The 11,958-nt window shown below is 74.4% G+C and carries 12 protein-coding genes; 9 read left to right on the plus strand and 3 right to left on the minus strand.

Features of this window, described 5'->3' with window-relative positions:
- Positions 1-34: 34 nt before the first annotated feature.
- Complete coding sequence (locus HDG69_RS14875; protein ID WP_171784630.1) at positions 35-724, minus strand: hypothetical protein; 690 nt, start codon at positions 722-724, stop codon at positions 35-37.
- A 172-nt stretch (positions 725-896) separates the two neighbouring features.
- Between HDG69_RS14875 and hemC the strand changes: the two genes are divergently transcribed.
- From hemC to hemL, 4 genes are read left to right on the plus strand one after another with little or no spacing between them, the layout of a single operon-like run.
- The gene (gene hemC / locus HDG69_RS14880) at positions 897-1,925 is read left to right on the plus strand and encodes a hydroxymethylbilane synthase (protein ID WP_171784631.1); all 1,029 of its coding nucleotides are present in this window, start codon (positions 897-899) and stop codon (positions 1,923-1,925) included.
- Positions 1,922-2,698 carry a uroporphyrinogen-III synthase gene (locus HDG69_RS14885; protein ID WP_171784632.1) on the plus strand — a complete coding sequence of 259 codons (777 nt, stop codon included), beginning with the start codon at positions 1,922-1,924 and terminating at the stop codon, positions 2,696-2,698. Before hemC ends, HDG69_RS14885 begins: the two co-directional genes overlap by 4 nt.
- Positions 2,695-3,750: a porphobilinogen synthase gene (hemB, locus tag HDG69_RS14890; protein ID WP_171784633.1), complete on the plus strand. Its 1,056-nt coding sequence runs from the start codon at positions 2,695-2,697 to the stop codon at positions 3,748-3,750. Before HDG69_RS14885 ends, hemB begins: the two co-directional genes overlap by 4 nt.
- Positions 3,747-5,132, plus strand: coding sequence for a glutamate-1-semialdehyde 2,1-aminomutase (gene hemL / locus HDG69_RS14895; protein ID WP_171784634.1), 1,386 nt, complete (start codon positions 3,747-3,749; stop codon positions 5,130-5,132). Before hemB ends, hemL begins: the two co-directional genes overlap by 4 nt.
- A gap of 34 nt (positions 5,133-5,166) precedes the next feature.
- Here hemL and HDG69_RS14900 read toward each other — a convergent pair whose 3' ends face one another.
- Positions 5,167-5,730 (minus strand): TetR/AcrR family transcriptional regulator, encoded by a 564-nt coding sequence (locus HDG69_RS14900; RefSeq protein WP_171784635.1) that lies wholly within the window; start codon positions 5,728-5,730, stop codon positions 5,167-5,169.
- A gap of 75 nt (positions 5,731-5,805) precedes the next feature.
- On the opposite strand from HDG69_RS14900, the gene HDG69_RS14905 reads away from it, so the two are divergent.
- Both HDG69_RS14905 and HDG69_RS19430 read left to right on the plus strand, forming a co-directional pair.
- On the plus strand, positions 5,806-7,599 hold the full coding sequence (locus tag HDG69_RS14905) for an ABC transporter ATP-binding protein (RefSeq protein WP_171784636.1): 1,794 nt from the start codon (positions 5,806-5,808) through the stop codon (positions 7,597-7,599).
- A gap of 44 nt (positions 7,600-7,643) precedes the next feature.
- Positions 7,644-8,228 (plus strand): HU family DNA-binding protein, encoded by a 585-nt coding sequence (locus HDG69_RS19430; RefSeq protein ID WP_171784637.1) that lies wholly within the window; start codon positions 7,644-7,646, stop codon positions 8,226-8,228.
- Between the two features lie 10 nt (positions 8,229-8,238).
- On the opposite strand, the gene HDG69_RS14915 is transcribed toward HDG69_RS19430, so the two are convergent.
- Complete coding sequence (locus HDG69_RS14915; RefSeq protein WP_171784638.1) at positions 8,239-8,427, minus strand: helix-hairpin-helix domain-containing protein; 189 nt, start codon at positions 8,425-8,427, stop codon at positions 8,239-8,241.
- A gap of 84 nt (positions 8,428-8,511) precedes the next feature.
- Here HDG69_RS14915 and HDG69_RS14920 point away from each other — a divergent pair, with 84 nt between their 5' ends.
- From HDG69_RS14920 to HDG69_RS14930, 3 genes are all read left to right on the plus strand, one after another.
- Entirely contained in the window at positions 8,512-8,853 is a 342-nt protein-coding gene (locus tag HDG69_RS14920) for a metal-sensitive transcriptional regulator (protein WP_171784639.1), read from the plus strand.
- A 12-nt stretch (positions 8,854-8,865) separates the two neighbouring features.
- Positions 8,866-9,222, plus strand: a complete 357-nt coding sequence (locus HDG69_RS14925; RefSeq protein ID WP_171784640.1) for a heavy-metal-associated domain-containing protein — start codon at positions 8,866-8,868, stop codon at positions 9,220-9,222.
- Between the two features lie 177 nt (positions 9,223-9,399).
- Complete coding sequence (locus tag HDG69_RS14930; protein ID WP_171784641.1) at positions 9,400-11,883, plus strand: heavy metal translocating P-type ATPase; 2,484 nt, start codon at positions 9,400-9,402, stop codon at positions 11,881-11,883.
- The last annotated feature ends 75 nt before the right edge of the window (positions 11,884-11,958 follow it).

Consider the following 11,958-nt stretch of genomic DNA (forward strand, 5'->3'; position numbering starts at 1 on the left):
TCCGACGCCGGAGGTACTACTTCGCGGTGGGCACTCAGTCGTCGAGGTCGATCGTCCGCGTGATCCGCTCACCCGTGGAGGACGTGGCCACCACCTTGACCCGGTCGTCGTCGGCACCGAACGTCCGGCCGAGCGTCACGTTGCCGTTGCCGTTCGCCCGCTTGCTCGTCGTGGCGACCTTCTTGCCGTCGCGGTAGAACGTCGCCGTCCAGCGGGCGTTCTTCTTCGGGCCGTTGACCCGGAGCTGAGCCGTCACCCGGTCGTCGCCCGACTCCTGGACCGAGTAGCCGTAGCGGCTGCCCTTCGACCCCTTGCCGCTGCGGCACTCGAGGTCCTCGAGCTCGATCGTGCGGGCGGCGCGCTGCCCGCTGCTGGAGACGGCCACGAACCGGAAGCGGTCGTCGTCGTCGCCGCGCACGGTGCGGGCGACCGAGATGTTGCCCTGGCCGTTCGCGCGCTGGGTGGTCCGGAACGCCTTGTCGCCGTTGCGGTACACCGTCACCGTCCAGCGCTGGCCGGGCTTCTTGGCGTCGACCGACATCGCGGTCCGCACCCGGTCGTCGTCGCGCTCGGCGAGCGTGACCCGGTACTGGGCGTTCTTCGAGGCGTGCCCCGTGCAGCTCACGCGGTCGTCGTCGTCGGCGTGCGCCGCCGTCGCGCCCGCCCCCACACCTGCCAGCGCCAGGCACACGGCCGCCAGCGTTCCCACGATCCTCTTCGTCATCACAGGTTCTCCCGGTGAGAGTGCCGCGAGCGCAGGGTGCGCGGTGCGGCTCCGTGCCCCTCACTCTCCGGACGCTCCATGAGGGCGCCGTGGCAGCAGCGTGAGAGACCTCTCATGCTCCGGGCACCCTGCGGGTTGTCCCGCCCCCTGGTCTTCGCGAGACACTGGGACGGTGAGCACCCCCGGAACCGCACCGTTGCGCCTCGGCACCCGCGGCAGCGCCCTGGCGACCACCCAGTCCGGCCTGGTCGCGCGCCGGCTCGAGGAGCTCCTCGAGCGGCCGGTCGAGCTCGTCCGCATCAAGACCGAGGGCGACGTGAAGACGGGCTCGCTGGCGTCCCTGGGCGGCACCGGCGTGTTCGTCACCGCGCTGCGCGACGCCCTCGCCGGCGACCGCTGCGACGTCGCGGTGCACTCGCTCAAGGACCTGCCGACGACGCCGGCTCCCGGCCTGACGTACGTCACCCCGGAGCGCGAGGACCCCCGCGACGCGCTGTGCGCCCGCGACGGGCTCACCCTCGAGACCCTACCTCGCGGGGGCCGCGTCGGGACCGGCTCGCCCCGCCGGGCCGCCCAGCTGCGCGCCACCCGACCCGACCTCGACGTCGTGGACATCCGCGGCAACGTGGAGACCCGGCTCGCACGCGCGCTCGGCCCGGACGCCGACCTCGACGCCGTCGTGCTCGCCTTCGCCGGGCTGAGGCGCCTGGGCCGCACCGAGGTCGTCAGCGAGGTGCTCGACCCTCAGGTCGTCGCCCCCGCGCCCGGCCAGGGTGCGCTCGCGGTCGAGGCCCGCAGCACCGACCTGGCCGCCGGGGCGCTGGTCGAGGCGTTCGCCGCCCTGGACCACCGTCCCACCCGGCTCGCCGTCACCGCCGAGCGTGCCGTGCTCGCGCGCCTCGAGGCCGGGTGCGCCGCCCCGATCGGCGCCCACGCCCGCCTCGACGACAGCGCGCTCGTGCTGTCCGCCGCCGTGGCGTCGATCGACGGCACCGAGCAGCTCAAGCACACCGCGCGCGTCGAGGTCGCCCCGACCACGGCCCTCGCCGCCGACGACGACGCGTACGCCCTGGGTGTGCGGGTCGCCGAGCGGCTGCTCGCCGACGGCGCCGCCCGCCTCGCACCCCTGTCCCCGGCCGAGCCCGCCCCGCCCGAGCCCGTCCGCGTCCCGACGGGGACGGACGACCCGGAGGGCGCGTGACCGACCTGACCGGGAGCACCGTCCTGCTGCCGCGCTCCCCCGCCCGCGCCGCCGGGCTGGCGGAGCGGCTGCGCGCCGCCGGCGTCGCGGTGACGGTCGCCCCCGTCATCGAGCGGGCGCCCGCGGAGGACGCCGGTGCGCTCGCGGCCGCCGTCGCAGGGCTGGACGCCGGCCGCTACGCGTGGGCCGTCATCACCAGCGTCAACGCCGTCGACGCGCTCGTCGGCGCCGGGCGCCCCACGACTCTCGCCGACGCACCCGTCCGGTGGGCCGCCGTCGGCCCCGCGACCGTCCGCGCCCTGCACTCCATCGGCATCGAGCCGGCACTGGTCCCCGACGACGCCACGGCCGACGGCATCGTCGCTGCTTTCCCGCCGGCACCGAGCCGGCAGGACGTCGCGGAGGCGTCCGCACCCTCGACCGACACGACGACCGTCCTCCTCCCGCTCGGCGACCTCGCCCGCCCGACCCTGCGCGACGGCCTCACCGCGCTCGGCTGGACCCCCGACGTCGTGACCGCCTACCGCACCGTCCGCTCCGAGCTGCCGGCCGACGTCGTGCACGCCCGCTACGACGTCATCGTGGTCACGTCGGGCTCCGTCGCCCGCGAGATCGCCGCGCAGTACGGCGCCACGTCACCCGTCGTCGCCATCGGCCGCCCCTCCGCCGACGCCGCGCGCGAAGCCGGGCTGAGCGTCGCCGCCGTCGCCGACCGACCCACCGACGCCGCGCTCGCGGCCACCGTCACCACCGTCCTCAAGGAGCGCCCATGAGCACCTCGGGCATCGTGTACCGCCCGCGCCGACTGCGCACCACCCCGCGGATGCGCCGCCTCGTGGCCGAGCACCGGCTGCACCCCGGCGACCTCGTGCTGCCGCTGTTCGTCAAGGAGGGCATCGACGAGCCCGTCGCCATCTCCTCCATGCCCGGCCAGGTGCAGCACACCGAGGCCACGCTGCACGACGCCGTCGCCGCGGCCGCGCGCGCCGGTCTGGGCGGCGTCATGCTCTTCGGCATCCCGTCGGTGCGGGACGCCCTGGGCACCCAGGCCGCGGCCCCCGAGGGGATCCTGCAGCGCGGTACGCGCATCGCCCGCGAGGCCGTCGCTGCGGTCGAGGCCGAGCGGCCGGGCGGACGCCCCGGGCCGGTCGTCATGGTCGACACCTGCCTGGACGAGTTCACCGACCACGGGCACTGCGGTGTGCTCGCGTCCGACGGCACGGTCGACAACGACCTCACCCTGGACCGGTACGCCGCCATGGCCGTCGCCCAGGCGCGGGCCGGGGCGGAGGTGGTCGCGCCGTCGGGCATGATGGACGGCCAGGTCGCGATGATCCGCGACGCCCTGGACGACGCCGGGTTCGAGTCGGTGAGCATCCTCGCGTACAGCGCGAAGTACGCCAGCGCCTTCTACGGCCCGTTCCGCGAGGCCGTCGACTCAGCCCTGCAGGGCGACCGGCGGACCTACCAGATGGACGCGGCCAACGCCCGCGAGGGGCTGCGCGAGGCCGACCTCGACATCGCCGAGGGCGCGGACATGGTCATGGTCAAGCCCGCCGGGTCCTCGCTCGACGTGCTGCGCGGCGTCGCGGACCGGTCCGACGTGCCCGTGGCCGCGTACCAGGTGTCCGGCGAGTACGCGATGATCGAGGCGGCGGCCGCGAACGGCTGGATCGACCGCAGGTCCGCGGTGCTGGAGTCGGTGCTCGCGATCAAGCGCGCCGGCGCCGACGTCATCCTCACCTACTGGGCCCAGGAGATCGCCGCGTGGCTCGAGCGACCCTCCCCGCACGCGGCAGCAACCCCCACGGAAGGACCACGATGACGGACACGGCAGGCTTCGGGCACCTCGAGGCGGCACTGGTGAGCAGCACGCCCCCGGTCGACAACCACGAGGCGTTCGTGCGCGCCCAGCGCGCCATCCCCGGCGGCGTCAACTCGCCGGTCCGCGCCTACGGCTCGGTCGGCGGCGACCCGCGGTTCCTGGCGAGCGCGCGCGGCGCCTACGTCACCGACGTGGCGGGGCGCGAGTACGTGGACCTCGTCGGGTCGTGGGGTCCGGCGCTGCTGGGGCACGCGCACCCCGAGGTCGTGGCGGCCGTGCAGGAGGCTGCCGCACGAGGGCTGTCCTTCGGCGCACCGACCGTCGCCGAGGTGGAGCTCGCCGAGGAGGTCCGCCGGCGCGTCCCCGCCGCCGAGCGGGTCCGCCTGGTCTCCACCGGCACCGAGGCGACGATGACGGCGATCCGCCTCGCCCGCGGCGTCACCGGCCGACCTCTGGTCGTCAAGTTCGCCGGCTGCTACCACGGGCACGTCGACGCCCTGCTCGCCGAGGCGGGCTCCGGGCTCGCGACCCTCGCGATGCCGGGCACCGCGGGCGTGACCGAGGCCTCCGCCGCGGAGACGCTCGTGCTGCCGTACAACGACCTGGAGGCCGTCGAGGCGGCCTTCGCGACCCACGGTGAGCGGATCGCCGCAGTCATCACCGAGGCCGCACCCGCGAACATGGGCGTGGTGCCGCCGTCGGACGGGTTCAACGCCGGGCTGCGCCGGATCACCGCCGCGCACGGGGCGCTGCTGGTCCTCGACGAGGTCCTCACCGGGTTCCGGGTGTCCGAGGCCGGGTACTGGGGCTTCGAGAACGCCGGCCAGGCAGCCGAGGACGTCTGGACCCCGGACCTGTTCACCTTCGGCAAGGTGGTCGGCGGAGGCATGCCGGTGGCCGCGCTCGGCGGACCGGCCGCGATCATGGACCAGCTCGCACCGACCGGCCCGGTGTACCAGGCGGGCACCCTCTCCGGGAACCCGGTGGCGGTGGCGGCGGGCCTGACCACGCTGCGCCTGGCGGACGACGCCGTGTACGCGCGGGTCGCCGAGGCGGCCGACGCCGTGTCGCACGGGCTGGGCGAGGCGCTCGACGCCGAGGGGGTGCCGCACCGCATCCAGCGTGCCGGGTCGCTGTTCTCGGTGTTCTTCGGGGAGTCGGCGGCCCGCGACGGCGTGACCTCCTACGCCGACGCGCAGGCGCAGGACGTGTTCCGGCACGGGCCGTTCTTCCACGCGATGCTCGACGCCGGCGTCAACCTGCCGCCGTCCGTCTTCGAGGCGTGGTTCTGCTCGGCCGCCCACGACGACGACGCGGTGCACCGCATCCTCGAGGCGCTGCCGGCCGGCGCTCGGGCCGCTGCGGCGGCGACGGCGGGGTAGCCCCGGCTCCCGCGGGCCTTGGGCCGGGTGGACCTCAGGCCGCGATCGCCTTGTCGATCGTGCGTACGAGCTGCCGCACGACGTCGTGCCGGGAGACCTGCCTGCCGCGCAGGATCTCCCAAGCGTTGTAGAGCTGGGACCACACGATCCCCAGCACCCAGTCGTCGGTGAGCTCGGGGTCGATGGATCCGTCGGCGTGCCCCTTCCGGACGAGGGCCAGGATCGGGTCCTGGCCGTCCGGGTCGGGGATGCAGGTGGCGTCGATGGTCCCGCTGAAGATGACGGTCAGCAGGTCCCCGAGCTCCAGGTACTCCTGCGAGAGCCGCACGACGGCGGACCGGGCGGTGCCGTCCTCCGGCCGCGCGCACCGCGTCGCCTCCTCGAGCCGGTGACCGGCATGCTCCAGCAGTGCGTCGAGCAGGTCGGAACGCTCGGGGAAGTAGCGGTGCAGCGTCGTGCGCCCCACCCCGGCGGCGTCGGCGATCGTGCCGAGGGTCGCGGAGGGGTCGAGCGCGAGCTGGGCGAACGCGGCGTCGACGATGGCGGCGCGGGTGCGGGCCCGCGCGCCGCGGTGGGCAGGTTCCTGCGTGACGACCATGCGTGCACGGTACCTGGCTTCACTGTCAAGGATCAACTATTGACCACAGTGGAACATGCATGTTCCACTGTGGTCATGCCCGACACCCCCACCGCCACGTCCCCTCCTCGTTTCGAGCGGCTGCGCATCCTGCTCGGCTTCATCCGTCCGCACCGCCGCACCCTGGTCCTCGGCATGGCGCTCGGCATCGCGGCCACCGCCATGGGGCTGGCCACCCCCATGGTGACCAAGTGGGTGCTCGACTCCCTCGGCTCGGGGCAGTCCCTGGCCGCCCCGGTGCTCTGGCTGCTCGCACTGCTGCTGGTGGGCTCCGCCGTCGGGCTCGTCCAGTGGATCCTGCTCGGCACGCTCGCGGAGGACGTCGTCTACGACGCGCGAGAGTCGCTGGTGCGGCGGTACCTCCGCGCCCGCATCGGCGCCATCACCTCCCGGCCCCCCGGCGAGCTGGTCACCCGGGTCACCTCCGACACCCTGCTGCTGCGCGAGGCCACCTCGTCGAGCCTCGTGAGCCTGGTCAACGGCGCGATCGGCCTCATCGGCACCCTCGTGCTCATGGCCGTGCTCGACGTCGTCCTGCTGGGCTCCACCGTCGTGGCGATCATCGTCGTCGGGATCGCGATGGGCCTGCTCCTGCCGGGCATCGGGACGGCCCAGAAGCGCACCCAGGACGCCGTCGGCCGCCTCGGCGGCACCCTGGAGGGCACCGTGCGCGCCGTGCGCACGGTCAAGGTCAGCCGCGCCGAGGCGCGCCAGAGCGCCGCCATCCTCGACGACGCCCGGTCCGCCCGACGCCACGCCATCACCGCCGTGCGCACCGAGGCCGTCGCCTGGACCATCTCGTGGGGAGGCATCCAGCTCGCCATCATCGCCATCCTCGGCATCGGCGCCTGGCGGGTGTCCGAGGACCTGCTCGCCGTGTCCAGCCTCGTGGCGTTCCTGCTCTACGCGTTCAACATCGTCGGGCCGATCGGCGAGCTCACGCAGGCCTTCACCAACCTGCAGTCCGGCATCGCCGCCGCCGCACGGATCAGCGAGGTCCAGGCCATGGAGGTCGAGTCCGAGGAGGAGGACCCGACGGCCGCGACGGGCGAGCGGCCGACGCCGTCACCCGCGCTCGCCGTGGGAGCCACCGCACCTGCCGTGCTGCTCCTCGAGGGCGTCACCGCCCGCTACTCCCCCACCGCCGAGCCCGCGGTGCGGGACGTCAGCATCGCCGTGCCCCGGCACGGGCACGTGGCGGTCGTCGGGCCGTCCGGGGCGGGGAAGTCCACGCTGCTGTCGCTGCTGCTGCGGTTCCTCGAGCCCGAGTCCGGCCGGATCCTGCTGGACGGCACGCCCTACCCCGAGCTGTCCCACGCCGCCGTCCGGGGCCGGTTCGCCTACGTGGAGCAGGAGACACCCGTGGTCCCCGGGACCATCCGCGAGAACCTGCTGTTCAGCCACCCCGACGCCTCCGACGAGGCCCTCGCCGACGCCCTGCGCGCCGTCCGGCTCGACGGCGAGATCGACCGGCTCCCCGACGGGCTCGACACCTCGCTGGTCTCCAGCGCCGTCTCCGGCGGCCAGCGCCAGCGGATCGCCCTGGCCCGCGCCCTGCTGCGCCGCCCCGCCGTGCTCCTCCTGGACGAGGCGACCTCGCAGGTCGACGGCCTCACCGAGGCAGCCATCCACGACGCGATCCGCGCCCAGGCCCGTCACGGGGCCGTGGTCACGGTCGCGCACCGGCTGTCCACGGTGCTCGATGCCGACCAGATCGTCGTCATGGAGAACGGCACGGTGCGCGCCTCGGGAACCCACGACGAGCTGACCGCGAGCGACGAGCTCTACCGCGACCTGGTGGCCGCGCTGCGGATCTCGGTGGCGGGCTGACCGCCGGGCGGCGATTCCTGCCGGGTGCGAGCGCCCGTCACCGCTTGAATGGCGGGCACGGTGCCGTCCTGACCGCAGCACGGCAGCACGACCGGATCGCGCGACGACGCCGGGACGCCGGCGACGAGGAGTGGGTGCACATGAACAAGGCGCAGCTCGTGGAAGCGGTGGCTCAGCGGGCGGGCAGCACGCCCGCCGAGGCCCGGCGGCACGTCGACGCCGTCCTGGCCTCGATCATCGACGGCGTGGCGGCCGGGGAGCGGGTGTCCCTGCTCGGGTTCGGCACGTTCGCCGGGGTGGCACGACCGGCCCGGACCGCGCGCAACCCGCGCACGGGTGCCGCCGTCGAGGTGCCCGCCGCCGTGGTCCCGCGGTTCCGCGTCGGCGCGGGGTTCAAGGCTCGGGTGACCGAGGGCGACGCGACGCCGTCGGCGAGCACGAAGGTCTCACCGGCACGGGCCACGGCGAGCGAGAACGAACCTGCGGGCAGGTCGGCGACGAAGAAGGGCAAGAAGTCCGCGGGCGCCGGCTCGAAGTCCGGCTCGAAGAAGAAGGACTCGACGAAGGGCTCGGGCACGAAGACTTCCGCCAAGAAGAGCAAGAAGGGCAAGAAGTCGAAGAAGAAGTGACGCCCGCCCGTCAGCGCTCGGCGATCGCCTCGGTCAGCAACCGGACGGCCTTCGGGCCGACGCCGTGCAGGGCCAGCAGCTCGGCGAGCTCGGCGGGAAGCTCGTCGAGCGAGCGGTAGCCGGCGTGCAGCAGCGCGCCCGTCGCGGGCCGACCGATCTTCACACCGTCGAACACGGGGCCGGCGTCGTCCTCGGCCATCGTGGGCCCCTCTCGTCCGGTTCTCTCGTCCACCACCCAGGCTAGCGCTGTTGACAAGATACCCCCTGGGGGTATGGTGAAGAGATGAGCGAGCACCCGGCACCCCTCCCCGACCCCGCCTCCGGGCAGTCCGGGCACGACGGGCCCCACGGCTACGCCTCGGACAAGGCCGCCTACCTCAAGCGGATGCGCCGGATCGAGGGTCAGGTGCGAGGGATCGCCCGCATGATCGACGAGGACGTCTACTGCATCGACATCCTCACGCAGGTCTCCGCCGTGACGAAGGCCCTGCAGTCGGTCAGCCTGGCACTGGTCGAGGACCACCTGGGCCACTGCGTCGTCGACGCGGCCCGCGAGTCCGACGAGGCCGGCGCCTCGAAGGTCAAGGAGGCGTCCGCTGCGATCGGGCGCCTCGTCCGCAGCTGAGAAGGAGCACCCATGAGCACCGTCACCACCCTGGGCGTCACCGGCATGACGTGCGCCAACTGCGTCGCCCACGTCACCGACGACCTGCAGCAGGTCGACGGCGTCGAGCACGTCAGCATCGTGCTGAACGTCGGCGGCGAGTCCGAGGCCACCGTCTTCTCGAAGGAGCCCCTCGAGGAGCAGGCATTGCGCCACGCGGTCGACGAGGCCGGGTACGCCGTCACCTCCTACGACCTGCAGACCGACGCCCTCGCCGCTCAGCAGGCCGCACAGGCCCCCGCGCGGCAGGAGGCCCACGACTGCGCCTGCGGTCACGACGCACAGCCCGCCACGAAGACCTACGACCCCCAGGTCCCGCCGCGGCGCTGACCCGCCGCACCACACCGCGGACCGCCTGCCGACCCACGGACCCGACGCACCGCCGTCGTCCGTGCAGGCCCTCCGCGCCGCGCCGCACGGCAGCCCGCCCGACGCCCCGACCTCCGACGACCGCCGCCACGGTCCGTCGCCGGTGATCTCCACCCCGCACCGTCCCAGGAGTCACCCATGACCACCCCCACCCCCGATCGCGAGGTCGACCTCGCGATCCAGGGCATGACCTGCGCCTCGTGCGTCGCCCGCGTCGAGAAGAAGCTGACCCGGCTCCCCGGCGTCGACGCCACCGTGAACCTTCCCCTGGAGAGCGCCCACGTGCGGCTCCCCGAGGGCGTGACCGACGCCGACCTCGTGCAGGCCGTCGCCACCGCCGGCTACACCGCGACCGTCACCCGGTCGCGGGCGGCGGCACCGGACGGCGGCGGTTCCCCCACGGCCCCCGACCCGCACGCCGGGCACACGGACGACCACGCGAAGCACGCAGAGCACTCCGGGCAACCAGAGCACGCCGGCGGCCACGTCCACACCGAGTATCGCGGCGACGACCTGCGCCGGCGCCTGCGCGTCGCCGCCGTCCTCACCGTGCCCGTCGTGCTGCTGTCGATGATCCCGGCCTGGCAGTTCCCCGGCTGGCAGTGGGTCGTGGCGGCCCTGTCGCTGCCCGTGGTCACGTGGGGGGCGTGGCCGTTCCACGTCGCGGCAGCTCGGGCCGCACGCCACGGCGCCTCCACCATGGACACGCTGGTCTCCACCGGTGTGACCGCGGCGACGCTCTGGTCGCTGTGGGCGCTGCTGCTCGGGGGTGCCGGCGAGATCGGCATGACGATGCGCGCCTCGCTGGTGCCCAGCCGCGACCACGCCGGGATGCCGGAGCTGTACTTCGAGGTCGCCGCCGTGGTGGCGACCTTCCTGCTGGCCGGTCGCTACGCCGAGCACCGGTCCAAGCGGCGGGCGGGCGACGCGCTGCGCTCGCTGCTGGAGCTCAGCGCCAAGGAGGCGGAACGTGTCGTCACCGGTCCGGACGGCAGTCCCCTGACCAGGCAGGACGGCGGTCGCGTGACGGAGACGGTCCCGGTGTCCGCGCTGCGCGCCGGCGACCTGTTCACCGTGCGCCCGGGCGAGAAGGTCGCCACCGACGGCGAGGTCGTCGAGGGTGCTTCCGCCATCGACACCTCGCTCCTGACCGGCGAGCCCGTCCCCGTGGACGTGGCCCCGGGTGATGCCGTCACCGGAGCCACGGTGAACACCTCCGGCCACCTGCTGGTGCGCGCCACCCGGGTGGGCGAGGAGACCACGCTGGCCCAGATCGGGCGCCTGGTCTCGCGGGCGCAGACCGGCAAGGCTCCGGTGCAACGTCTCGCGGACCGCATCTCGGCGGTCTTCGTTCCCATCGCCTTCGCGATCGCCGTCCTGGCGCTGGCCGGCTGGCTGGTCGCGGGGGCCGGGGTGCAGTTCGCGTTCACCGCGGCCGTCGCGGTGCTGATCATCGCCTGCCCCTGCGCGCTCGGGCTCGCCACACCGACCGCCCTGCTCGTGGGGACCGGCCGCGGAGCGCAGCTCGGCATCCTCATCAAGGGACCCGAGATCCTGGAGTCCACCCGCCGCATCGACACCGTCGTGCTGGACAAGACCGGCACGGTGACCGCCGGAGCGATGGCGCTCGAGAGCGTGGTGCCGGCGCCCGGCGTCGACGCGGACGAGGCGCTGCGCCTCGCGGCAGCGGTCGAGGACCGCAGCGAGCACCCCGTCGCGCGGGCGATCGCCGACGGACGCGGGCGACCGGCCACCGACGCCCCCGGCCCGGCGTCCACGGGGGCCGACGGCGTCACGATCGGGACGCTCCAGGTCTTCGACTTCCGCTCCACGGCGGGCGGCGGAGTCGAGGCCGTCGTGCGCACGGCGCACTCCGGGCTGGGCGGCTCGTCCGACGGCGGCTCCGGCTCCGGCGGGTCCGGCGGCCTGGGCGCACGCCGGGTCATGGTCGGCAGGACGAGCTGGCTCGACGAGGCCGGGGTGCACGTGCCGGACGAGGTGCGCGACGCCGTCGGGCGGGCCGAGGACGACGGAGCGACCGCCGTCGTCGTCGCCTGGGACGGCTCCGCCCGGGCCGCGCTCGTGCTGCGCGACCCGGTGAAGCCGACCTCCGCCGAGGCCGTCGCCGAGCTGAAGTCCCTCGGGCTGCGCCCCGTGCTGCTCACGGGGGACTCCGAGGGCGCGGCGCGTGCCGCGGCCGCCGAGGTCGGGATCGACGACGTGATCGCCCGCGTCCTGCCGGCGGACAAGGCGGCGACGATCTCGCGCCTGCAGGGCGAGGGCCGGACGGTCGCGATGGTCGGCGACGGTGTGAACGACGCCGCGGCGCTGGCCACCGCGGACCTGGGGCTCGCGATGGGCACCGGGACGGACGTGGCGATCGAGGCGAGCGACATCACCCTCGTGCGCGGTGACCTGCGAGCGGCTGCCACCGCGGTGCGGCTGTCCCGGCACACCCTGCGGGTGATCAAGCAGAACCTGTTCTGGGCGTTCGCCTACAACGTGGCGGCGATCCCGCTGGCGGCCGCCGGGCTGCTCAACCCGATGATCGCGGGCGCGGCGATGGCGGCGTCGTCGGTGATCGTGGTGACCAACTCCCTGCGCCTGCGCCGCGCCGCCTGACCCACGTCGTGGGCGCGAATTCTGGCCCGTTCAATCCCTTTTGTGGGGATACGAAAGCACAGAATTCGCGCCCAC

Source organism: Isoptericola halotolerans (genome assembly GCF_013149785.1).
Taxonomy (GTDB): domain Bacteria; phylum Actinomycetota; class Actinomycetes; order Actinomycetales; family Cellulomonadaceae; genus Isoptericola; species Isoptericola halotolerans.

Bases quoted from the DNA above. Each gene is read 5' to 3' on its own strand.
- HDG69_RS14900 (WP_171784635.1), bottom strand. From the start codon at position 5,730: ATGGTCGTCACGCAGGAACCTGCCCACCGCGGCGCGCGGGCCCGCACC.
- HDG69_RS14905 (WP_171784636.1), top strand. From the start codon at position 5,806: ATGCCCGACACCCCCACCGCCACGTCCCCTCCTCGTTTCGAGCGGCTG.
- hemB (WP_171784633.1), top strand. From the start codon at position 2,695: ATGAGCACCTCGGGCATCGTGTACCGCCCGCGCCGACTGCGCACCACC.
- HDG69_RS14930 (WP_171784641.1), top strand. From the start codon at position 9,400: ATGACCACCCCCACCCCCGATCGCGAGGTCGACCTCGCGATCCAGGGC.
- hemL (WP_171784634.1), top strand. From the start codon at position 3,747: ATGACGGACACGGCAGGCTTCGGGCACCTCGAGGCGGCACTGGTGAGC.
- HDG69_RS14875 (WP_171784630.1), bottom strand. From the start codon at position 724: ATGACGAAGAGGATCGTGGGAACGCTGGCGGCCGTGTGCCTGGCGCTG.
- HDG69_RS14920 (WP_171784639.1), top strand. From the start codon at position 8,512: ATGAGCGAGCACCCGGCACCCCTCCCCGACCCCGCCTCCGGGCAGTCC.
- HDG69_RS14925 (WP_171784640.1), top strand. From the start codon at position 8,866: ATGAGCACCGTCACCACCCTGGGCGTCACCGGCATGACGTGCGCCAAC.
- HDG69_RS14915 (WP_171784638.1), bottom strand. From the start codon at position 8,427: ATGGCCGAGGACGACGCCGGCCCCGTGTTCGACGGTGTGAAGATCGGT.